Source organism: Bacillus sp. IT-79MI2 (genome assembly GCF_949768135.1).
Classification (GTDB): domain Bacteria; phylum Bacillota; class Bacilli; order Bacillales; family Bacillaceae_G; genus Bacillus_A; species Bacillus_A pseudomycoides.
This window is the reverse complement of the sequence record NZ_CATKPV010000053.1, coordinates 26,451-50,938: the sequence shown is the minus strand read 5'-3', so window position 1 is coordinate 50,938 and position 24,488 is coordinate 26,451. Positions and strand designations below refer to the sequence as shown.

20 protein-coding genes are annotated in these 24,488 nt (G+C 36.3%); 5 read left to right on the top strand and 15 right to left on the bottom strand.

Translation table 11 applies throughout. From position 1 onward, the window contains the following. Positions 1–91: 91 nt before the first annotated feature. Positions 92–1,663: a vanadium-dependent haloperoxidase gene (locus tag ACM6HU_RS10880; RefSeq protein WP_414848134.1), complete on the bottom strand. Its 1,572-nt coding sequence runs from the start codon at positions 1,661–1,663 to the stop codon at positions 92–94. 229 nt (positions 1,664–1,892) lie between these two features. Here ACM6HU_RS10880 and ACM6HU_RS10875 point away from each other — a divergent pair, with 229 nt between their 5' ends. After that, positions 1,893–3,122, top strand: coding sequence for an aminopeptidase (locus ACM6HU_RS10875; RefSeq protein WP_414848133.1), 1,230 nt, complete (start codon positions 1,893–1,895; stop codon positions 3,120–3,122). Between the two features lie 293 nt (positions 3,123–3,415). On the opposite strand, the gene ACM6HU_RS10870 is transcribed toward ACM6HU_RS10875, so the two are convergent. The 9 genes from ACM6HU_RS10870 to ACM6HU_RS10830 all read right to left on the bottom strand — a co-directional run bounded on the left by ACM6HU_RS10870 (position 3,416) and on the right by ACM6HU_RS10830 (position 14,250). Continuing rightward, a complete protein-coding gene (locus ACM6HU_RS10870; protein WP_033670947.1) occupies positions 3,416–4,867 on the bottom strand; it encodes an NAD-dependent succinate-semialdehyde dehydrogenase in 1,452 nt (483 codons plus the stop codon). Positions 4,868–5,080: 213 nt separating this feature from the next. Beyond that, a complete protein-coding gene (locus ACM6HU_RS10865) occupies positions 5,081–6,442 on the bottom strand; it encodes a sigma-54 interaction domain-containing protein (RefSeq protein ID WP_016112847.1) in 1,362 nt (453 codons plus the stop codon). Between the two features lie 333 nt (positions 6,443–6,775). Then, positions 6,776–8,137, bottom strand: a complete 1,362-nt coding sequence (gene gabT / locus ACM6HU_RS10860; protein ID WP_016112846.1) for a 4-aminobutyrate--2-oxoglutarate transaminase — start codon at positions 8,135–8,137, stop codon at positions 6,776–6,778. A gap of 157 nt (positions 8,138–8,294) precedes the next feature. After that, positions 8,295–9,041: an HAD family hydrolase gene (locus tag ACM6HU_RS10855; RefSeq protein WP_033671804.1), complete on the bottom strand. Its 747-nt coding sequence runs from the start codon at positions 9,039–9,041 to the stop codon at positions 8,295–8,297. A gap of 174 nt (positions 9,042–9,215) precedes the next feature. Next, entirely contained in the window at positions 9,216–10,121 is a 906-nt protein-coding gene (locus ACM6HU_RS10850) for a diacylglycerol kinase (protein ID WP_003194652.1), read from the bottom strand. A 547-nt stretch (positions 10,122–10,668) separates the two neighbouring features. Next, positions 10,669–12,096: an Asp-tRNA(Asn)/Glu-tRNA(Gln) amidotransferase subunit GatB gene (gene gatB, locus ACM6HU_RS10845; RefSeq protein WP_016112844.1), complete on the bottom strand. Its 1,428-nt coding sequence runs from the start codon at positions 12,094–12,096 to the stop codon at positions 10,669–10,671. Positions 12,097–12,109: 13 nt separating this feature from the next. Then, on the bottom strand, positions 12,110–13,567 hold the full coding sequence (gene gatA / locus ACM6HU_RS10840; protein WP_016112843.1) for an Asp-tRNA(Asn)/Glu-tRNA(Gln) amidotransferase subunit GatA: 1,458 nt from the start codon (positions 13,565–13,567) through the stop codon (positions 12,110–12,112). Positions 13,568–13,581: 14 nt separating this feature from the next. Continuing rightward, positions 13,582–13,872 (bottom strand): Asp-tRNA(Asn)/Glu-tRNA(Gln) amidotransferase subunit GatC, encoded by a 291-nt coding sequence (gene gatC, locus ACM6HU_RS10835; protein ID WP_003194647.1) that lies wholly within the window; start codon positions 13,870–13,872, stop codon positions 13,582–13,584. Positions 13,873–14,013: 141 nt separating this feature from the next. Next, the gene (locus ACM6HU_RS10830; protein WP_016112842.1) at positions 14,014–14,250 is read right to left on the bottom strand and encodes a YiaA/YiaB family inner membrane protein; all 237 of its coding nucleotides are present in this window, start codon (positions 14,248–14,250) and stop codon (positions 14,014–14,016) included. A gap of 230 nt (positions 14,251–14,480) precedes the next feature. Between ACM6HU_RS10830 and ACM6HU_RS10825 the strand changes: the two genes are divergently transcribed. The 4 genes from ACM6HU_RS10825 (at position 14,481) to ACM6HU_RS10810 (ending at position 17,273) form a co-directional block, all read left to right on the top strand. Beyond that, the gene (locus ACM6HU_RS10825) at positions 14,481–14,963 is read left to right on the top strand and encodes a MarR family winged helix-turn-helix transcriptional regulator (RefSeq protein WP_016112841.1); all 483 of its coding nucleotides are present in this window, start codon (positions 14,481–14,483) and stop codon (positions 14,961–14,963) included. Positions 14,964–15,042: 79 nt separating this feature from the next. Next, positions 15,043–16,221: an ArsA family ATPase gene (locus ACM6HU_RS10820; protein WP_016112840.1), complete on the top strand. Its 1,179-nt coding sequence runs from the start codon at positions 15,043–15,045 to the stop codon at positions 16,219–16,221. Then, positions 16,214–16,408: a DUF3926 domain-containing protein gene (locus ACM6HU_RS10815; protein ID WP_016112839.1), complete on the top strand. Its 195-nt coding sequence runs from the start codon at positions 16,214–16,216 to the stop codon at positions 16,406–16,408. The genes ACM6HU_RS10820 and ACM6HU_RS10815 overlap by 8 nt, the downstream gene beginning before the upstream one ends. Before the next feature lie 307 nt (positions 16,409–16,715). Further along, positions 16,716–17,273, top strand: coding sequence for a cysteine hydrolase family protein (locus tag ACM6HU_RS10810; protein ID WP_016112838.1), 558 nt, complete (start codon positions 16,716–16,718; stop codon positions 17,271–17,273). A gap of 59 nt (positions 17,274–17,332) precedes the next feature. Here ACM6HU_RS10810 and ACM6HU_RS10805 read toward each other — a convergent pair whose 3' ends face one another. From ACM6HU_RS10805 to ligA, 5 genes are all read right to left on the bottom strand, one after another. Next, entirely contained in the window at positions 17,333–18,226 is an 894-nt protein-coding gene (locus ACM6HU_RS10805; protein WP_016112837.1) for a DUF4097 family beta strand repeat-containing protein, read from the bottom strand. 458 nt (positions 18,227–18,684) lie between these two features. Continuing rightward, complete coding sequence (pruA, locus tag ACM6HU_RS10800; RefSeq protein WP_016112836.1) at positions 18,685–20,232, bottom strand: L-glutamate gamma-semialdehyde dehydrogenase; 1,548 nt, start codon at positions 20,230–20,232, stop codon at positions 18,685–18,687. A 156-nt stretch (positions 20,233–20,388) separates the two neighbouring features. Next, positions 20,389–21,159, bottom strand: a complete 771-nt coding sequence (locus ACM6HU_RS10795) for a TSUP family transporter (RefSeq protein ID WP_016132283.1) — start codon at positions 21,157–21,159, stop codon at positions 20,389–20,391. A gap of 95 nt (positions 21,160–21,254) precedes the next feature. Continuing rightward, positions 21,255–22,448 (bottom strand): CamS family sex pheromone protein, encoded by a 1,194-nt coding sequence (locus tag ACM6HU_RS10790; RefSeq protein WP_016132282.1) that lies wholly within the window; start codon positions 22,446–22,448, stop codon positions 21,255–21,257. A 16-nt stretch (positions 22,449–22,464) separates the two neighbouring features. After that, positions 22,465–24,474, bottom strand: coding sequence for an NAD-dependent DNA ligase LigA (gene ligA, locus ACM6HU_RS10785; protein ID WP_016132504.1), 2,010 nt, complete (start codon positions 24,472–24,474; stop codon positions 22,465–22,467). Between the last annotated feature and the right edge of the window lie 14 nt (positions 24,475–24,488).

Genomic DNA, 24,488 nt, shown 5'->3' with positions numbered 1-24,488 from the left:
CGATACTTTTCATATCGCACTCATTTTTTTTAATAACTCTTAACAATATGGGGTAATTTCAATAAACAGATAAGGAAATCGTTTACTACTATTAAATTGTTATAACCTCACCATTGAATTTAGTAAAAGAAAAGCCATTAAATTTTTCGTTATAGGTTGCTTTATGATCTTTCAGAATTCCAATCGCTACTGCTTCCCCGAGCTTTAAGCCTTCTATCGTGTCAGAACGCCAATGAACACCAGCTGTACTACGGCCAAGCCCAATATTGGTAGCAAGCTTATTCAATTCCCCTTCGACTTTCAAAGGTTGTCCTGAGTAAGAAAGCAAAGAAAGACCATCAGAACTTGCTACAACTGGTTTTGGAATGACAAACGATTCATTAAAAAAGGCTTTCAATACAGTGACACCAGCTCCCATAAGAGTTGCATGTCCCGCAGGGTATGCAGGATGAGTCGGACAGCCTTCAGGATACGCTAACGGAAGTAAATACGTTCCAAACTTGCTAAATACTTCGGAAATAACTTGCGAATTTAATAATTCTGGATGAATCGGATAATGAGTATCACCTGTTAACTGATTATGAACACGTCCTCCAAACTCTTCAGGGCGGATTCTGCGATGAACTAAAAACTTTTGAAACCATGCCGCTTCAAGTGCTGCCTTTGCCGTCTTACCCACTAAATCCAAAATATGAGGGGCACCGAAGGTAACAAAACCATTCTGAGTTTTTGAATGTAAGTAAGGGTTATTGGATGATAATGCTCCTTTTCCAAAGCTAAGTAATATCAAACACGCAGAAAGACAAGCTTGGTAGGAAAAATCTTGATGAACAAATTCAGCTAGGTCACGACCACTACGAATATAACGAGTGACTGTATCAAATATAATTTCCTTCGGAGATAAACCATTTTGGATATCAAGCCATTCTTGGTAAGCAGTCATATAATCTTTATCAGATACAGTAGTACGATATTTTTGAATCATTGTTGTAGCTCCATAAGGAACATCTTGCCATAAAAATCGAGAAATATAAGGTCCTACCAGATCACCAGATATTCCACCACGAAACAAAGTCTCTGTAGTAACGCTACCATTAACTTTAGGCCCACGGAAATCCGACAAACTTGATAATTCAGAAGCCGCTGCTAAAGTAAGAGAATTACTATTATATTCAGCAAAAGGCACATCACGTGTCAATGCCTGCCAGTACAGTTCAGTCATTTCACTTGCTTCCCAGGCACTACTAAAAGCTGGAGGTACCGCGATACTTAAATGGTGAGAGTCCGGCCCTTCTAGCCCATAAGCATAAGCTGCTTGTGGATTGGCAAGCTTCACTACACCACCAAGCGTTAAACATTCAAAAGCATCTGGTTTTCCCTTCTTAAGTGCCTCAATCCATTTTTTATAAGCATAAATATCAACTTCCCCTAAAGAATTATGTGGTAAAGCCTTAGAGAAGCTAGCAATTTTATTATCAAACAATTTTTCATCCCCGTTACAGAATTGAATTGGAAGAGGAAGATCTTTTTGATAATCTGCAGCTTGAAAACGAACTCGGAATGCCTTATCACAACGTTCATATGGGGACATAGGTCCTATCTCACAATTCTTTTCTATATATGGATAACAATCTTTTCTTTTTCGATTCGGATTTCGTCCCATTTTATCACCCTTTCATACTACATATTCATAACCATTTTCTTTTAAATTTTATTTAATATATGCTTATGCTTGTTTACCTGATTATTCTACTCAATCAATTGCCCATTTTCTCACAATACATCGTGAAAATACGAAATTAAGATTGATATAATTGAGGTATCGTTTATATTTTTGAATATTTCGTGTATTATATTTATAACAAATTCTTTCACACAAAGGAGATTATCATATGTCATTTGAACAAACATTAGAAAAGTATGCTGCTCTTGCAGTAAATGTCGGTGTTAATATTCAGCCTGGACAAACACTATCTATTAATGCGCCACTTGAGGCAGCTCCATTTGTCCGTCTTGTTACAAAAAAAGCATACAAATCAGGTGCAAAGCATGTATATGTAGATTGGAACGATGAGGTATTAACACGTTTAAAATTTGATTTAGCTCCTGAAGAAGCATTCTCAGAATTCCCTGCTTGGAAGGCACATGCACGTGAAGAATTGGCAAAAGAAGGCGCTGCATTTATGTCTATCTATGCAGAAAATCCAGATTTATTAAAAGGTGTAGATGCAAAACGAATTGCAAATTCTCATAAGGTTGCTGGAGAAGCAATGAAGGTATACCGTGATTATGTACAAGCAGATAAAGTAAGCTGGTGCGTAATCTCTGTTCCTACGAAAGAATGGGCTGCAAAAGTATTCCCTGATGTAGCACCAGAAGAGCAACAAGAAAAGCTATGGGCTGCAATTTTCCAAGCAACTCGTGCAGATTTAGAAAATCCTGTTGAAGCATGGAAAGAACATGATGCAATATTACATACAAAAGTAGACTACTTAAACGAAAAACATTATAAAGCGCTTCACTATACAGGTCCTGGAACAGATTTAACAATTGAACTTCCAGAAAAACATGTATGGGCTGGCGCTGGTAGCTTAAATGAAAAAAATATACCATTTATGGCTAACATTCCGACAGAAGAAGTCTTTACTATGCCATTAAAAACAGGTGTAAACGGTCAAGTATCAAGTACAAAACCATTAGTATTTGCAGGTAACATCATCGATAACTTTACATTAACATTCGAAAATGGTCGCATTATTGACTACAAAGCTGATGTTGGCGAAGAAGCACTAAAACATTTAGTAGAAACGGATGAAGGCTCTCACTTCTTAGGAGAAGTCGCATTAGTACCTCATGATTCACCGATTTCTAATACAAACATTTTATTCTATAATACGCTATTTGATGAAAATGCATCTTGCCATTTAGCAATTGGAAATGCTTATGCATTTAACTTAGATGGTGGTAAAACGATGACAAAAGAAGAGCTTGCAGAAAATGGAGCAAACTCTAGTATTACACACGAAGACTTTATGATTGGTTCAGCAGAGCTTGATATTAATGGTATTACAGCTGACGGAACACATGAACCAATTTTCCGTAAAGGTAACTGGGCATTCTAAGAATACAAATTATTTAATGAAAAGAGCCATTTTCCTAGAAAAAGGCTCTTTTCACTTTTTAGTATACTGCCTTAATATAATCAATGTATAAAGTTTTATTATTATAATATTAAAAATAAAGGGAGGAGTTTTCATGACAACAGCAAATGCGATTTTAACATTCGTTGGTAAAGTGATTCCATTAGTAACAGATCTATTGAAAGCACTCATGTAAACTTATTCTTTTATATTAATTTACCCTCACATAATAAAAAGGTTGTTTTCATTTTAGAAAACAACCTTTTTTTACTTTATTATAATCCTAAAGAAATGTATTTAATTTCTAAATATTCGTCAATTCCAAAATGACCACCTTCACGGCCAATACCACTTTCTTTATATCCGCCAAACGGAGCTTGTGCAACTGATGGAAGGCCATCATTTAAGCCGATAATGCCATATTCTAATGCTTCACTAATTTGAAATGCTTGACTAATATCTTTTGTAAATACATATGCAGCTAGACCATACGGAGTATTATTAGCTCGTTCAATTACTTCTTCAACCGTTTCAAATTTTGCAACAGGCGCAACCGGTCCGAATGTTTCCTCATTCATACATAACATTGTATCGTTTGCTCCTCCAATTACAGTTGGTTCAATAAAGTGACCATTTAATTCTGCAATTGTTTGTCCTCCATAAAGGATTTCGCCGCCTTTTTGGATAGCATCTTCTATATGTTCCTTTACTTTTTCTACTGCATTCGCATCAATAAGCGGCCCTACAGTCGTACCTTCTCCAAATCCATCTCCTACCTTAAGCTGACCTACTGCTTTTTGAAACTTCTCTGCAAATTCTCCATATACCGCTTCTTGTACAAATACGCGATTTGTACATATGCATGTTTGACCAGCATTACGGAATTTCGAACCAATTACCGCTTCTACAGCTTTATCTAAATCTGCATCATTCATCACAATAAACGGAGCATGCCCCCCTAATTCAAGTGACACTTTTTTCATTGTTTTCGCTGCACCACACATTAATTCTTTTCCGATTTCAGTTGATCCCGTAAACGAAACCTTTCTCACACGTCCATCATTCATCCACGTATCAGCAATAGCCTTTGCACTACCTGTTACAATGTTTAAAACGCCTTTTGGAATATCAGCCTCATGTGCAAGTTTGGCTAATTTTAACGCCGTTAACGGCGTTTGACTTGCAGGCTTTACAACTGCTGTGCAACCTGCTGCAAGCGCTGGAGCTACTTTTCTTGTAATCATAGCAGCTGGAAAATTCCACGGTGTAATTGCTGCAATAACACCAACAGGCTGTTTTATTACTAAGATGCGTTTATCTGGATGAGAAGCTGGAATCATCTCACCATATACTCGCTTTCCTTCTTCTGCATACCATTCTACAAAACTATTCGCATAATTCACTTCACCAAGTGCTTCTGCAAATGGCTTCCCTTGTTCTTTCGTCATAATTGCTGCGATTTCTTCTTTATTTTCATCAATTAGTGCAAACCACTTTTTTAATTTTTGCGCACGGTCAGCTGCAGTTAATTTTGACCAAGATTTAAAGGCTTCATGTGCAGCATCTACCGCTTGCTTCGCCTCAGTGACTCCGCCTTTTGGAACAGTTGCAAATACTTCCTGCGTCGCAGGATTATTAATTTCAATTTGTTCCTGTAGCCCGATCCATTCCCCATTTATATACATTGCTTTCTGTTCTAAATTTATATAAGTCGCTTTCTTATCCAACATTTTCTTCCTCCTTTATATTCACTTCATTTTCTTCTATATTTCTATCATACTTTCAAAAAAGCATTCGAACAAAGAAATAGCCTTCACTCGTATTCTCTCTTTATTTTCACTTGGAATGGGACAGTTTCTATGCATGAACGGATGCTCTCTCCCCCCTAAAAAGAAAGGTTCTATATCATTTTTTCAATTTGTATTTATATAAATTTGTATTTATATAAATTCCTCTCCTATAAACCTCTTAATTTTCCTCGTCGCTGCAGACTGGCTTATTTTCAAAAACTCTGCTACTTTATAGCTTGATCCATATGTTTTATACGCTTTAAGGATAATATTCCGTTCTACTTCTTCCAACATTTTATAGAGGCTTTGACCGGACTGTTCAACTGTTGATCCATGCATAGATAATGGTAAGTCTTCAATCGTTACAATGTTATCTGCAGTAATGACAATTCTTTCAATCACATTTTCTATTTCTCTATTATTCCCTTCCCAAGGGTACCCTACAAATATTTGTAGAGTACTAGGGGCCAATTTTACATCACGTCCATACTTCTCGTTAAAGTGATGTAAGTAATGATAGACTAAAGGTAAAATATCTTCCGTTCTTTCACGAAGTGGAGGGATATGAATTGGTATTACATTTAAACGATAGTATAAATCTTTTCGGAAAGTACCTTGTTTCACCATTTCAGCCAAATCTCTATTCGTAGCTGCTACAATACGAACATCTACTTTTTTTAGTTCCCTACCTCCTACTGAGCGGAATGTTTTTTCTTGTAATACTTGTAACAGTTTCGCCTGAATTTCAAGTGGCATTTCACCAATCTCGTCTAAGAAAAGAGTTCCTTTATGAGCTAGCTCTAAAATTCCTTTTTTTCCTTCGCGGTTTGCACCTGTAAATGAACCACCTGAATAGCCAAACAGTTCCGATTCGATTAAATTTGTCGGCAATGCCGCACAATTAATTTCATAAAACATTTCATTTTTACGATAACTCACTTCATGCAAATGGCGTACTAATCTACTTTTCCCTACACCAGTCTCGCCTAAAATAAGAACCGTACTATCTACCACAGAGACTTTTTTGATTGTTGTAACTATTTTTTGCATAGCTACACTTTTAAAAATAAGCCCCTCATATTCATACGTTTCTCTTAACTCTTTTTTATATGTCTTTAACTGATTATCCATCTCTTCGACCTTTTTTCGTAATTGGTAGAGTTCAGTGAGGTCACGAGAATAACTAATTACCCTTCGCAAATTCCCTTGTTCATCAAACACAGGCCTTGTACGAACGTGTAAATACTCTCCTGATTTTGTTGTCTGAACAAGTTCAATTGGCTTTTTCTTCTCAATTACTTCTAATGTTGCAGATGGATAAAAGATCCCTTCTTTTTGTAGTTCTTTTACATGCTTACCTACTAACTCCTCAGCAGATAATTGATAGTGTCTTTCGCATGTACTATTTACACGGACAACCGTTCCTTCCTCATCCGTGACAAAAATCTCATCAAATGCATATTCAAATACATCTTTTAAATCCATAAATGCTCGTTCCTTTTCTGCAACCATTCCAGCCACTCCTCAAATTCAAGTACATTGCTTCACTTTATTATCTCTTACATTTCATTATAAAATGAAACCTGTATTTAAGGGAATTTTCTGTATATTAAACAAAGTAAACTAGAATGGTCACAAATATGTTATATATATATCCATTTTGATTTTCCGACATATAAGGCGCTACTATAAAGAACAAACGGTAATCTACGGTCGTTTTCTCTCTTTGTTTTAACTTTGCATGAGGCTGTAGGAGAGTCTGACCGCTTCTATACATGAATGGATGCTCTCTCCACCTAAAAAAAGAAAGATTTTATGTCGTTTTTTCAATTTGCATTCTATTATTTATACACGAGCTATATCTGCTTGCTCATAACAAGCTTGCAGGGAATCTTCAATAATTGTAAGCCCCTCTTCTAGCTGTTCATCTGTAATGACAAGTGGCATTAATACACGAACTACATTCCCATACGTTCCAGCAGATAATAAGAGCAATCCACGTTTATTTGCTTCAGCACATAAATTTGCTGTTAATGCTTTATCCACTTCTTTCGTTGTACGATCTTTAACAAGTTCGAACGCACACATTGCTCCTAAGCCACGCACATCACCAATACAATTATATTTTTTCTTCATTGCTTCAAATCGATCCATCACAACTTTTCCTACATGTACAGCTCGATCATTTAATTTTTCTTTCTCTATAATATCCAAAACAGCTAATGCCGCAGCGCAGCCTAATGGACTTCCAGCGTATGTTCCACCAAGTTCCCCTGGTGCTGATTCATTCATAACTTCTTTTCGGCCAATAACGCCACTAATCGGTACTCCTGCCCCTAATGATTTTGAAACAGTAATTAAATCTGGAACTACATCATAATGATCAATTGCAAAGTATTTTCCTGTACGACTAAATCCTGTTTGAATTTCATCAGCTACAAATAAAATACCATGTTCAGAGCAAAGACGACGTACTTCTTGGACAAACTTTTTACTTGGAATGATAAAACCACCTTCACCTTGGACTGGTTCCATCACAACAGCTGCTATACTTTCTGGTGCAACTTCTGATATTAAAAAATTCTTAAATTCTTCAATAATAAAGTTATCGTATTGTTCGTCTGTTAAACCTTCTGGACGACGATATTCATATGGAAATGGTGCTTTATATACTTCCGGTGCAAATGGACCAAATCCGAATTTATATGGCTTTACTTTACTTGTCATCGTCATTGTCATCAATGTACGACCATGAAACCCTTTTGAAAACGCAATAATGCCAGGTCTTTTCGTATATTTACGAGCAATTTTCACAGCATTTTCAACTGCTTCAGCACCACTATTTAAAAATAATACTTGTTTTTCAAATTTTCCAGGAGCTAATGCCGCAAGCTTCTCTGCTAATTCAATATATGGCTCATACATCATTACATTAAATCCAGTATGAATATATTGATCTACTTGTTTATGAAGCGCCTCTTTCACAGCAGGGTGACAATGTCCTACGTTAATCGTTCCAATTGCTCCTGCAAAATCGATAAATTGATTTCCATCTACATCTGTTACAAGCGCACCATCGGCTGACTGTACGAATGTTGAAATCCCATTACTCACGCCCCTTGGTACGATATTTTGACGGCGTTCTAATAAAGAAGCTGCCTTTGGTCCTGGAATTTGTTCATTTACTTTAGCGAATTTTGTATTCATCGTTTCTCCCATCCTTTTCTATGCTATGATTTTCTTTTTCTATATTGCAAGATGTATGCCAACTTACAAATGTAGTGTTGTTCTAACATTCCTAGTATTTCGACATAAAAAACAAGTCTATAAAGACTTGTTATGAGTCTCTATAGACTTATTTTATTTATACATTAGACTTCCTTTGTTCCCAAATAAATTCACCAGAGCCAGAAATAAGATCTCCTACAGAATCTAGTACAACATCGGCAAGTGGTACTAATGTTTGTCGATCCCCCGTCCCAGAAAGAACACCAATTGCATAACAAGCGCCACTATTTTTCGCTAAATGTAAATCGGTCGGTGTATCGCCAACTACCGCTACTTCCGATGAATCCAAGCTAAACTTCTCGCAAAATGCTTCTACAATTTGTTTATCTGGTTTTTGTGCCGGAAATGTATCTGCAGCTACAATACAATCAAAGAAAGATTCCAATCGATACTGCTTTAAAAATAATTCTGTCGGTGCAAAATCATCAGCTGTCACCACCCCTAAAACGAAACCTTTATCTTTCAATGTTTGTAAAACCCTTGGTAAATCTGCTGTCATCCTCATATGTGAACGATGTTCGTACATAAGAGTAAATAGTTTTCCACTTATCCAGTGATGCATATCACTCTCTTTAACAGACGGTATATACTTACAACATATTTTCGCTATATCGAGGCTTGTTCCTGCTGCTAATACACTACTTGGATGAACAACCGCCCCTTTAACACCAATTTCTTCTAAAATCGTTAACTGTAATGATTGAGGTAATTGATGTAGTTCTATAAGTTTAGCTACAAGTTCTTCTGCAACTTTAATCCAAATCGAATGAAAATCCATTAATGTTCCATCTTTATCAAAGAGTATTGCCTTTATCTTCTCCATAACAGACCCTACCTTTCTGCCCTTCTCACATTCAGTGTAGCAAGTAAATGTGGATGTAAGATGAACGCATTGTAAAAATACAATGAAAATCAAACCAACTCCCAATTTACAAAAGGAATTAATGACACGATTCCATCGACACGTTCCTATATAAATAAATAAAAAAGGATACCTTTATAAGGTATCCTCTTTATGTTCTGGAACAAATAGTTCAAGACAATGATATATATTTTCAAATTCCATTGGCGCATCTCCGCCATATTCACCATCTAAATTAATCATTAATTTATCCGGCGAATGAACCTTAATACGATTTGCCTGCGTATATAAAACTTTTGGATTATTAATATGCTCACCGCGCTGTGCTTGTGTTGCTGCTTTAATCAAATCAGCAATAGAACCCTTCTTCAGCACTAATAAGTCAAATAAACCATCGTTAATAGATGCATATGGTGCAACTTTTTCAAAGCCACCAACTGAGCGGGTATTCGTAATTAAAAACATCGTAATCTCTTCTTGCAATAGCTTTCCATCATACTCGATTTCAACGTATGTTGGATGTAATGATGGCAGCATTTCGATACCTTTTAAATAATAGGCAAGCTGTCCTAGTACTGTTTTCAGCTTACTTGGTACTTCGTATGTTAATTCTGTAATACGTCCGCCGCCAGCAATGTTAATAAAATATGTATCGTTCGCTCTACCAAGGTCTAATGGAACAGTCTTACCTTCGCAAATAATATCTGCCGCCTCTTCAATAGAACGCGGTACACCGATTGCACGTGCAAAATCATTTGTCGTCCCAACTGGAATGATTCCGAATTTTGGACGATATTCATTTCCTACTAAACCATTCACCACTTCATTTAACGTCCCGTCACCACCCGCTGCAATGACAACATCAAATTTACGATTTGCCGCTTGCCTCGCTGCCACAGTCGCATCTCCAGGACCCGTTGTCGCATGACAAGATGTTTCATATCCAGCTTGTTCTAATTTTTGTAATACTTCTGGTAAGCTCTTTTTAAATAACTCACGGCCAGAAGTAGGGTTATAAATTATTCTTGCTCGCTTCATCATTCATTAGCACAGGAAATTTCTCATTCACCATTCACAGAAAAAGAATATACCGAATCTTTATTCAGCGTTCCTATGCCTACCTCCTCTCATCTCCATATCCTTCTTTTAGCCCATTTAAAAGGACAAATAAGGACCCAGGTTCATACCGCTTTACATCAGCAAAATATAAAGAACAACCTACTAATGAAAGCTTTACTTTATTGAACTAAGCAATATATATCATTTCACCATTCATAGTACTTTCTGTTTCTTACATACAAGACAGGGGATAACAATTATCTATTATTTCACGAGATGAAAAAACTCTCTATGTCTAGATTTATCATTATTCCCACCTTTTTGCAACTATCATACCATAGTTGCTATACAAACATTTTCTCACTTTTGTCAGTTAATCAAACGTTTGTTTAAATAATTTCTTAATTTAAACAAACGTTTGATTAACTCAGAAAAAACACCCAAATATGGGTGCTTTCTCTGAGTAATCTTTACTATTTGATAACCGCTTAACTTCATGAGCTAGGCTATCCAGTTCCACTTTTCTTTATTATCGCTTGTTGATTTCTTCTAACAAGATTTTATTAACAAGTGGTGGGTTTGCTTGTCCTTTTGTCGCCTTCATAATTTGACCCACTAAGAAGCCAATTGCACGGTCTTTACCGTTTTTAAAGTCTTCAATAGATTGTTCGTTATTATCAAGAATTTCTGTTACGACCTTACGAAGTGTACCTTCGTCAGAAATTTGAACAAGACCTTTTGCTTTAACGATTTCTTCTGGGTCTCCACCTTTTTCAATTAATTCATTAAATACTTTTTTCGCAATTTTAGACGAAATTGTACCTTTTTCAATTAATTGAACCATTTTAGATAGACCAGCTGGCGTTAATGCTACGTCTTTTAATTCTTTTTGTTGTTTATTTAAGTATGCAAGTACTTCACCCATTAACCAGTTTGATGTTAATTTTGCATCTGCACCATCTGCGATTGTTGCTTCAAAGAAATCAGACATCTCTTTTGTTAATGTTAATACGTGTGCATCATAAGCTGGTAAACCAAGTTCTTCAACATAGCGTACTTTACGAGCATCTGGAAGTTCTGGAATAGAAGCACGAACGCGCTCTTTCCACTCATCATCGATGTAAAGTTCAACTAAGTCTGGCTCTGGGAAGTAACGGTAATCGTCAGATCCTTCTTTTACACGCATTAAGATTGTTTTCTTTGTTGCTTCATCATAACGACGCGTTTCTTGTTGAATGATGCCACCAGATAATAATTCTTTTTCTTGGCGTACTTGTTCATGCTCAAGACCTTTTTGTACATAAGTGAAAGAGTTTAAGTTTTTCAGCTCTGCTTTTGTACCGAACTTCTCTTGTCCTACTGGACGAAGGGAAATGTTCGCATCACAGCGAAGAGACCCCTCTTCCATCTTACAGTCAGATACACCTGTATATTGAATGATAGATTTTAATTTTTCTAAGTATGCATATGCTTCTTCTGGCGTACGCATATCTGGCTCAGATACGATTTCGATTAATGGCATACCTTGACGATTATAATCCACTAATGAACCTTCACTTGTATGCGTTGATTTACCTGCATCTTCTTCTAGGTGAAGACGTGTAATACCGATGCGTTTCTTTTTGCCATCTACTTCAATTTCAATCCAACCATTTTCCCCAATTGGTTTATCATATTGAGAAATTTGGTATGCTTTCGGATTATCTGGATAGAAATAGTTTTTACGATCAAATTTTGTTTCTGTTGCGATTTCACAGTTTAATGCCATTGCAGCTTTCATTGCAAAGTTAACTGCTTCTTTATTTAGAGTTGGAAGCACCCCAGGATATCCTAAGTCAATTACACTTGTTTGTGTATTTGGATCCGCTCCGAATTCTGTTGGACTCGCAGAGAAAATTTTCGAATTCGTTTTTAACTCAACGTGAACCTCTAAACCGATAATTGTTTCTAAATTCATCTATGCTCGCCTCCTACAGACTTGCTTTTTTTGTATGATAATCTGTTGCTTGCTCAAACGCATGTGCAACGCGATAAATTGTTGCTTCATTAAAGTGTTTACCGATAATTTGTAAACCAAGTGGCATGTTGTTCGCACCGAATCCACATGGAACAGAAATCGCCGGAACACCTGCTAAGTTCACTGGAATTGTTAAAATGTCGTTTGCGTACATTGTCATTGGATCATCTACTTTTTCGCCTACTTTGAATGCTGGAGTCGGCGTTGTTGGTCCAATAATAACGTCATAGTTAGCAAATACATTTTCAAAGTCATTTTTAATTAATGTACGTACTTGTTGTGCTTTTTTGTAATATGCATCATAGTAACCAGAGCTAAGTGCAAATGTACCGAGCATGATACGACGTTTTACTTCATCACCGAAGCCTTCGCTACGCGTGTTTTTGTAAAGGTCCATTAAGTTACTCACATTGTCAGAACGAACGCCATAGCGTACGCCATCAAAGCGTGAAAGGTTAGCAGACGCTTCTGAAGAAGAAATTACGTAATACGTTGCTAAAGCATATTTAGAGTGCGGAAGAGATACTTCTTCCCAAGTTGCCCCCATACCTTCTAATACTTTTAACGCAGCTAGTACTGACTCACGAGCTTCTTCGCCAACACCTTCTCCTAAGTATTCTTTTGGTACAGCGATACGTAAACCTTTTACATCACCTGTTAAACCAGCTAAGTAGTTGCCAACTTCAACATTTGCAGAAGTTGTATCCATGCGGTCAACACCTGAAATCGCTTGTAATAGGTATGCATTGTCTTCTACTGTACGTGTAATTGGTCCGATTTGGTCAAGAGAAGATGCAAATGCAACTAAACCAAAGCGAGATACACGTCCGTAAGTTGGTTTTAAACCAACGACACCGCAATATGCAGCTGGTTGACGGATTGAACCACCCGTATCAGAACCTAAAGAGAATAATACTTCTCCTGCCGCTACTGCTGCTGCAGAACCACCACTAGATCCACCCGGAACATAATCTAAATTCCATGGGTTTTTCGTAGCGTAGAAACCAGAGTTTTCATTTGAAGACCCCATTGCAAACTCGTCCATGTTTAATTTACCGATTGTAATTGTGTCAGCAGCTTTCAGCTTTTGCACAACTGTCGCATCATAAATTGGATCAAAGTTTGCTAACATTTTGCTCGCACAAGTTGTACGAAGGCCGTTTGTTACAATGTTATCTTTCACACCGATTGGCATACCGAAAAGTAAACCGTTATCTTCAGCACCAATTTTCGCATCTAATTCCTTCGCTTTCGCGCGTGCATTTTCTTCATCTAATGTAAGAAAAGCTTTTACGCTATCTTCTACATCCGCAATACGTTTGTATGATTCTTCTACTAAATCCGTAACGGAAATTTCTTTGTTGTTTAACTTCTTATGTAACTCTGATACAGAATGATCAAATAATGACATCGAAATTCCCCCCTCTATTCTAATACTGCTGGAACACGGATTTGATTATCTTTGTGATCCGGTGCATTTTTTAATACTTCTTCAACTGGTAAACCTTTTTCTGGTACATCTTCACGCATAATATTTTTCATATCTAATACGTGAGTTGTTGGTTTAACACCTGTTGTATCTAATTCATTTAACTGCTCTGCAAATGTAACAATTGCATCGAGTTGCTTTTGAAATTTTTCTGCTTCTTGATCTGTAATTGCAAGACGTGCTAAATGCGCTACATGCTTTACATTCTCAACGGAAATTCTTGACACGGCTAGGCCACCTCCATAATATATCGTTCAATCTACAATACTATTGATGATACCAAATTTTCAGTACTTCAAGCAAGTCAACACACGGCACTTACAGCATTTTTGCATAAAAAAAGAAAGGCTTCTGCCTTTCCTCTCAATTTAGTTTTTATCCAACGGTTCTTTTTTCGGTAAATGCTCGTTATCTTCTTCATTATCACGAATTGTTTTTTGCAGTACAAAACAGGACATTGTTAAAAATAATGTTCCAATTAAGTAGTATCCTTTTACACTAAGCGTTTCATCTAATGTATAAATACCAATTAACATACCAGAAAGCGCACAAACAAATGAAGTCCATGCTAAAAATGTGAACGCTTGGGTATTTCTCTTTCTCATTGTTCTCCCCCTTGATCTGTACATCCATTATAGATAAGTATATTACTATTATGGATTTTTATGTAAAATATAATTCTGTATTTATTACTCACCATACACATTTTCTATTATAAAGTTTATTTTTTATCTAATCTGAAAAAAACAAACATTAATTGTTTGACATTTATTTGCAATACGCATAAAATAAAACCAAATATTACGAATCTCGAAATATACGGGAGTGGAAATAATTGTTGCAATATGAACATTTTTTAGACTTACTGCTAGATAACGCCAAGAAGCTTTTCTATCCAGAAGAATGGGTGAGCCTTGATTTATCACTTTCTAAAACAGAAATATTCTGTCTGCTATGGATGGAGCGAAATACAGATATTACGATGACGAAGATCACGGAACTCCTTGACATTCCAATGAGCACAACGACAGGTGTTGTGAATCGGCTTGTGAAAAAAGGATATATTGAGCGCTATCGGAATGAAAGTGATCGACGCATTGTCTTAATTCGCTTAACCGAAACAGGAATACGACTTGTTCAAGAAGTGAAACAGAATGCAGCTCATTACTTTAACCTTGTGACGGAAGCATTATCAGAAGAAGAAAAAACATCTTTACTACAAATCTTCCAAAAGATTATGAATCACATCGCTACGTCACAACAAAAACAAGTGGAAAAGCTTCCTACACCTAAGATGAAAAACATCCCGATTGAATAAGGCCCTTTATGGGGTTTTTATTCAAATATATATTTCGATACTCGTAATATTCGATAACCGAAACAAAGGGGATATAAATATGAGAATTATTTTGTATACAGGCAAAGGCGGCGTAGGAAAAACTAGCATTTCAGCGGCAACAGCACTTCAAAGTGCAAAACAAGGATTAAAAACATTAGTAATGAGCACTGACCCAGCTCATAGCTTAGGAGATTCCTTTGGCATAAAATTATCTTCTGAGCCACTAGAAATTCGTGAAAATTTATGGGCTCAAGAAATCAATACAATTTATGAAATGGAAAAAGGCTGGGGGAAATTACAAAAGTATATTACATTGCTATTCACATCAAAAGCAGCCGATGATATTACAACAGAGGAATTAACGATGTTTCCTGGCATGGAGGACTTAATTAGTTTACTTCGTGTACTCGATTACTATAAACAGAAAACATATGATGTCATCATTATTGATTGCGCACCAACCGGAGAAACTCTCGCCATGCTAAGCTTTCCTGATATGCTCGGCTGGTGGATGGAAAAACTCTTTCCGATTAAAAGAAAAGTTTTAAAAGTTGTTCGACCTGTTGCACAACCACTTCTAGGAGTCCCACTTCCTACTGATGATATTATGGATGAATTAACAAATACACTTGAACACCTTGGAGAAATGCGGGATATTTTATCTAACCGTGACGTGACAAGTATTCGCGTTGTTGTAAATCCAGAAAAAATGGTTATTAAAGAAGCGCAGCGTAGCTTCACCTATTTGAATTTATATGATTATAACGTGGATGCGATCATGATTAACCGCGTCATCCCTAATACTGTTACCGACTCCTACTTCCAAGCATGGAAAGACGCGCAGAAAAAATATAAAGCATTAATTCAGGATAGCTTCCAACCACTTCCTATTTATGAAGCTCCTATGTTTGAACAAGAAGTAGTTGGATTACCTATGCTAGAGCGTGTAGGAGATGCTCTATTCAAAGATGATGTAGAACCAACCGCTGTAAAATTCAACGGGCGTACACAATATGTAAAAAAAGATGGAGATGAATATATTTTTGTTCTCTCTATTCCATTCTCGGATAAAAGTGAACTCTCTTTAAATCAAAAAGGTGATGAACTCATCATTCGCGCCGGTTCTGTCAAACGAAATATTACATTACCAAAAACATTAACGCACTTATCCGTTCAAGGTGCAAAATTTGAAGGGGATGTTTTAAACATTCGTTTTGGGGGTGCGGTTCATGCATGAGGATTTATTAAGAAAAGTGATTCATACAAAAGTGGAAGTTGGAATGTATATCATAAATGAATTACCTACTCCCTTTAGGCAACAAGCTAAAAAAATGATAAATATTTTACAAGAAGAACTCTCTTCTTGTATGCAAGAAAAAAAACAACCGACAGACAAATCATTAAAGAATATCACAATTGAATAACTATGATAAAAATATGAAACCCTCTTTTCAACTAATTTCTTTATTGAATCAAATAAAAAAGACCAGGAAAATTCCTGGTCTTTTCACTCTACCTAACAAACATTGGATTTATCCCGCTATTTGCGGGCAGTAATACTCCCATCTCAAAATTCAATGAAAGCAAGGAACTTAGTAGCTCATTACAAAACAATTATTTTTAAATTCATGTAAAATTCTCCTTCACATTCTCTCTCTAAAAGGAAAATATCCCTTTCCAGTTGAATAACATTACATGAATACGAAATGAAAACGGAGGACGATGACTAATATGAAAACAGCCCTTTTACTCGTTGACATTCAAAATGATTATTTTCCAAATGGCAAGATGGAACTACGTGGTGCCGTTGAAGCTAGCGAGTATGCAAGTCAACTTCTAAGGCACTTTCGAAAAACTAAGCAACCAGTTTTCCATATCCAACATGTATCTACGAAAGAAACTGCCACCTTTTTTCTTCCTAATACAGAAGGTGTTCACATTCATGAAATTGTTCGTCCATTACAAGATGAAACGGTTATCCTCAAACACTATCCAAATAGTTTTCGAGAAACAAACCTACTAAAGCAATTACAAGACTTAAACATTCAACATCTCATTATATGCGGAATGATGACTCATATGTGTATTGATGCCACAGTAAGAGCTGCTTTTGATTTCGGTCTTCGTTGCACTGTTGTACATGATGCATGTGCAACAAAAGATCTTATCTTTAAAAATGCTACGATTCCTGCTGTCTATATCCATAATACAATTTTAGCAAGTTTGAATGACGTATATGCAGATGTCATGAGTACAGAAGAGTTCTTACGTTTTAGAAACTCCATCTAAGACAAAAAATCATGTCTCTCACAGACGGAGACATGATTTTTTATACTGTTATTCACAGGTTACCGTAACTTGAAGTCTCCCGAACTTGTTTTTACTTTCACTTTATTTTCCCCTGTGCCTTTTACTCCAACTAACTGATTCTTTGATTTCTCTTCATATAGCAAACCAGCAATATTTACATCCGCCTTACCTGAACTTCCATCAAACTCAACTCTTAAAGATTCAGGAAGTGTATCAAATTGCATCTTAACATCACCGCTTGATGTATTACACTCTACCTCTCCTTGCAAACTACGATCATTATATTCAATATCACCTGATGATGTTTTAGCTACTAATTCTTTAGAATGTAGATTTTCTACCCTAATTTTTCCGCTACCTGTGTTCAATTTTGCTACTTCGATTTCACTTTTATCTGTCTCAATCTTTCCGCTAGACGTTTTAGCTGTTAATTTTTCTTTTATCTTAGAATGCGAGAATGATACATCCCCAGAGGAAGTATTTATCTCCGCTACCTTTGTTTCAATTTCTTTTGCAACAAAATCTCCTGATGATGTAGTTACTTTTACAGTGTCATATATTTTCTTTGGAATTTTAACTTGTAAATTTACATCTGCGGTAGTTCCAATTCCCCAACCGATAGAATTCCAATTTTTACTAAAATCAATATTTAATCTATTGTTTTCTTTTTTCACCTCAAATTTATATTTATCTACTAGCTCTTTGCTTATCTCTCCATCCAGTAACACTTCTATATCTTTTGAATCACCTGTAATAATTTCAACATCTGCTGCCGAAGTCTTTACTTCAATTTCATCAATTTTTTCACCATCCACCGTTTCTTCTTTATGAATTTCAGTTTTATTAAAAGCTACACCAAAAACAGTCATTGCCCCAACACCAATGCCCCCAATAATTAACAATGATAATGCGATAAAAACAATCTTTTTCATAAAATAACACTTCCTTCGTCTTATTTCTTTTAATAAAATCATTAAAAATTAAATTCCATACATCCCTATTCATATAACTTTTATTATTCAGTACTATATATTATACAGTACCATTCCAAAGCTACTTATTCTCCTCAGAATCTTTCATGTTTCATTTTATCATTTACCATAATTTAACACAATGTTATTTTCTGAAAAATATAAAAACACCACTTCCAGTGAGCAAAACCGAAAGTAGTGTCCTCTTGTCTAACCATAGATTTTCTTTCAAATTGTATTATACAGGAAATTCAAAAAATTAATACAGAAAAATATGACGAATGGATCAACTTTTCTGGTGCTTTTGTTTCTTTTCACTCTTTTATATTGTATTTAAGCAAGGTAGCAGTTTTCCAATCAGAATCTTTCTTACATGAAAAAGGCCTTCCCTATTACAGGAAGGCCTTTTCACCTATTTCTTATAAAGTTTCAGAAGTAGTTTTTCCTTGCATGTGAAGTGCGATATAGTCAGGTCCACCAGCTTTAGAGTCTGTACCAGACATGTTAAAACCACCAAATGGTTGGTAACCTACGATTGCACCAGTACATCCACGGTTGAAGTATAAGTTACCAACGTGGAAGTCTTCACGCGCTTTTTCGATATGTTCACGGTTATTAGAAACAACAGCTCCTGTTAAACCGTATTCTGTGTTATTTGCAATTGCAAGCGCATGATCAAAGTCTTTCGCTTTACAGAATGCTACTACTGGTCCGAAGATTTCTTCTTTCATTAAACGAGCGTCTTCTGCAACGTCAGCAACGATTGTTGGTTGGATGAACCAGCCTTTAGAGTCGTCTCCTTCGCCACCTGCTACTACTTTACCTTCTTCTTTACCAATTGCAACATAGCTCATTACTTTATCAAATGCAGCTTGGTCATTAACTGGTCCCATGTTCATGTCTTTTTCAGCTGGGTTACCTACAGTTAATTCTTTCGTTAATTCAACAGCACGGTTTAATACATGATCATATACATCTTCATGGATTACTGCACGAGAACAAGCAGAACATTTTTGTCCTGAGAATCCAAATGCAGATGCAACGATAGACTTAGCAGCTAATTCAAGATCTGCTTCTTTATCAACAACGATTGTATCTTTACCGCCCATTTCAGCGATAACACGTTTTAACCAAATTTGGCCTGGATTTACTTTTGCTGCGCGTTCGTAAATACGAATACCTACATCGCGTGATCCAGTGAAGCTAATGAAACGTGTACGAGGGTGGTCTACTAAGTAGTCACCAACTTCAGATCCGCTACCAGGGATGAAGTTTACAACGCCTGCTGGTAAGCCTGCTTCTTCTAATACTTCCATAAATTTCGCTGCCACTACAGGTGTTGTACTAGCTGGTTTTAGTAATACTGTGTTACCAGAAACTACTGCAGCTGTTGTCATACCTGCCATAATTGCGAATGGGAAGTTCCAAGGAGAAATGATAACACCTACTCCTAATGGAATGTAAGAGAAACGATTATATTCAATTGGACGGCTTTCTACTGGCATACCGTCTTTTAATTTTAACATTTGACGACCATAATATTCCATAAAATCGATTGCTTCTGCTGTATCCGCATCTGCCTCATTCCATGGTTTACCTGCTTCTTTTACAAGAATAGCAGAGAACTCATGCTTTCTACGACGAACGATTGCTGCAGCACGGAATAAAATGTCTGCACGCATTTCTGGTTTTGACTTTCTCCAAGTTTGGAATGTTTCATCCGCCACTTGCATTGCTTTTTCAGCTAATTCACGGCTTGCTTTTGAAACACTGCCCACAACTTCTTCTTTATTTGCAGGGTTTACAGAAACGATTTTCTCGTCTGTAGTGATCTTTTCTCCCCCGATAATTAATGGATAGTCTTGTCCAAGATAAGATTCTACTTTCTTTAAACCTTCTTCAAACGCTAACTTGTTAGCCTCTACTGAAAAATCTGTAAATGGCTCATGCTTGTATGCTACTACCATTCTTTTTAGCCTCCCCTTAGAAAAACGTTTACATTTTACAACATTATTCTACACGATAATTTAGATTTATTCAAATATTCCTAGACTTATATTTTAAAAATTAATTAATTTTTAAAATATAATAATAATAAAAGAGCTTCATACCTAAGTATGAAGCTAAAAAATATGAACATATTCCAAAACATTTTTCCCAATCAACAAAATTGTTACCAATAAAAATAAAGTACGAACATATCCAACACCTTTTTGTACTGCAAACTTTGATCCTAGATAAGCCCCAAAAATCATTGATAACCCCATAATAATACCGTATTCAAAATGAATGACATCTAAAAATAGAAATGTGATTAAAGATACAATGTTACTAACGAAATTCAAAAGTTTTCCAGATGCAGCAGCTTGAATAAAATCCAAACCAATTAATAAAAATGCAAAAATTAAAAATGAACCTGTCCCGGGACCAAAAAATCCATCATAAAATCCTAAACTTAAAATAACAAAGAAAAACATTAATGCTTTTCCTTTCGTCATCTTTTTATAAGTGGACACACTTCCCCAATCTTTTTTTACAATAATATAAATTGCAATAAATACCAACATAATAAGTACAAGCGGCCGTAAAATATCGGGTGGAATAAATTTCACAACTAAAGCTCCAGCTATCGCACCCACAATAGTTAATGGGATTAACTTTCCTACTATACGAAAATTAACCTTCCCTGAACGAATAAAATAAATAGTGCTTGTAAAAGTCCCCATCGTTGCAGCCAGCTTATTTGTTGCAATTGCCGATGCAGGCGATAAGCCCACAAACATAAGTGCTGGAAGTGAAATGAGCCCTCCTCCTCCAACAACTGAATCAATAAATGCAGCCAAAAAACCGAAAGCAACAAGTAATACAATAATCTGTAAACTTAACTCATCCATGTCTTTTCTCCTTACCCCTTTTTATTCACAACATTAGAAATTATAACAAAATTACAGAAGAAAAAAAGCCGTTCCAAAAAGGAACAACTTTTTTCTTAATCTAAAATTTTCACAAATGGTTCATCTTGCTTTTCCTCACGAATAATAATCGCTTCCGGTCGCTCAACAGACTTAATTGTTACCTGTACTTTCACATAATTCGGGAAGTATTGCATAACTTGTCCAGCAACAAATTGCGTAAACCCAATGACTTCTGCTTTTCCGTTAAATTGAACAGGAATTTCAAGCTTCATTTCCTTTAATTGATCATCTTTATAGAATCCTGTACCAATAACAGCTGTGTAATCATTTTTGAAATACTCACTCAGCTTTGCAGTGAAGTTTTTTACAATGGCTGCATCGTCACGATGCGCTTCATCTACCTCTTTTGAAGGAAATAAATAATATTTCTCGTTAATTTCTTTCCAATCCCCTATCTTTTCACTGCCCTTATCTACTTGAGTGTAGGAGACAAATCTTCCTGGTACAAGTGTTGATTTTGGACCTTGGCGATAAATAGCAAATGTAATTGGAACATTTTTTAATTTCGGATCTTTCTTTTGCAACAATGTTAAAATTTCTTGCGCCATAGGCTTAGCTTTTTCTAGCATTTCTTTTTCTGAAATTTCAACTTCTCGTGGATACCCATGTTCCTCAGTATAATAATGAATCGAATTCATTGCTAACCCAATAACAACCCCACCAAGTTCAACTTCTTTGTCATCTTTTGGCACATAATAATCGTGCTCTAAAATATTAGAAAGATACATTGGTGTTTTTTTATTTCGAACCTCTAATGATTCTGAACCTTCTTGTAACGCCGGGTTCAATCCAATATTAGGGAATTTCACTGCGTCTTTTTTCAGTTTCTCTTCTAACTCTTTTTGCTCAGCATCTGTACGCTTTCTCTTTACAAGCATTTGAACCGTTTCTTTATCTAAATATTTACCACCTTGGAATAAATAATTTTTTGTGCTAAACGATTCTTTTGCAATGCGCATCAATCCTGTTTCAAATTCATCTATATCTAGACGGCTATTCAATCCTTGTACAACTAAGCCACGTGCAGAAGCTGGATCAAACGGGAATACCGTTTTATAATACTCATCAGAAATAGAATATTTCGGAACAATCGCTTGTTCTTTTGATTTACCCGATTTTTCAACAACTTTTTCTTCTTTTTTTATACCTGTACTACATCCACTTAGAAGTAGACCTAGGCTTAATACCGCTAATGCTATTTTTTTCATGGTAAGTTTGCACCTCTTACTTATTCAGCTCTTGTAAGAACCTCTCTTCATTCCAAACCTCAATATTATGTTTCTCTGCTTGTGCTAATTTTGACCCTGCCGCTTCACCAGCAACGACTAAATCAGTACTTTTACTTACACTACCTGTTACTTTTCCACCTAGCTCTTCAATCTTTTTCTTCGCTTCGCTACGCCCCATAACTTCTAGTTTCCCTGTTAGAACGATTGTTTTTCCAGCGAAGTAAGATGCAATATTTTGTAAATCAGCACGTTTTATGCCTTTGTAGGTCATGTTAACACCGTACTCTTTAAATTGTTGTAATAATTCTAACACGTCTTCATTATCAAAGTACGTTACAATTGATTGGGCCATTTTCTCGCCAATTTCATTAATCTCTTTTAACTCTTCTTCTGTTGCTTTCACAAGATGATCCATCGTTTCAAAATGCTCAGCTAACGTGCGAGCCGCTTTTGCACCGACATGACGAATACCAAGTCCAAATAATAGACGCTCCAACGAATTTTCCTTAGAAGTTTCAATTGCTTGTACTAATTTAGATGCTGATTTCTCACCAAAACGCTCTAATTGTAACAATTGCTCTTGCGTTAATGGATACAAATCTGCGAATGTCCGAATATAATCTGCTTCAAAGAGCTGTGTAATAACACGCTCTCCAAGCCCATCAATATTCATTGCATTTCTTGAAACAAAATGAATCAATCCTTCACGAATTTGCGCTGGACATGCTGGATTAATACAACGCAGAGCTACCTCTTCTTCTAAACGAACCAGTTCACTGTCACAAGTCGGACAATGCGTTGGCATATGATACTCTTCTTCTTCACCAGTACGTTTATCGAAAATAACATTAACTACTTCTGGAATAATGTCTCCAGCCTTTTTCACAATAACGTAGTCACCAATTCGAATATCTTTTTCACGAATTAGATCCTCGTTATGTAGAGATGCACGGCGGACAATTGTTCCTGCCACTCGAACTGGTTCTAGTTCTGCCGTCGGTGTCACAACCCCTGTGCGTCCCACGCTCAGTTCAATACCTGTTAATCTCGTTACAACTTCTTCTGCCGGAAACTTATAAGCAATTGCCCAGCGTGGACTCTTTGCTGTTGTTCCTAAACTATCTTGCAAGGCCACATCATCTACTTTAATTACGATTCCATCAATCTCATAATCAAGATTCGGGCGCTTTTCCTGCCATTCTTCTACATAAGCGATTACATCTTCAATTGTTTCACATGTACGGCGATTTGGATTTGTTTTAAACCCAAGCTCGCCTAAGAAGTTTAATGATTCGCTATGTGATGCAATCGTCTTTTCTTTCACATCAGCAAGGCCGTACACAAACATTGACAAATTACGCTTCGCAGCAATTTTTGGATCAAGCTGGCGAAGTGATCCGGCTGCTGCATTACGTGGATTTGCAAAAACTGCCTCACCATTTTGTTCTTTCTCTTCGTTTAATTTTACAAATGAACGCTTTGGCATATATGCTTCACCGCGCGCTTCTAATGTTACTTCTTCTTTCAAACGAAGAGGGATCGCTTTAATTGTTTTTAAATTTTGCGTAATATCTTCACCAGTTACGCCATCACCACGTGTTGCGCCTTGAACGAAGCGTCCTTTTTCATAATGAAGGGAAACAGCAAGACCGTCAATTTTTAGTTCACATATATATCTTACATTTGAATCATCAATTCCTTGACGTACTCTGCGATCAAAATCACGTAAATCTCCTTCATTAAAGGCATTTCCTAAACTTAACATCGGCGATTTGTGCGTTACCTTTTCAAATATATCAAGCACTGTTCCCCCAACTCGAACGGTGGGAGAGTCTTCTGTTAAAAATTCTGGGTTCTCTGCTTCTAATTTTATAAGCTCCTGCATATCGCGGTCGTATTCCGCATCAGAAACAGAAGGATTGTCTAATACGTGATATTGATAGTTGAATGCATTCAACATATCACGAAGTTCTTCTATACGCTGCTTTGCCTCTTCTTTTGACATATCCTTACTCCTTT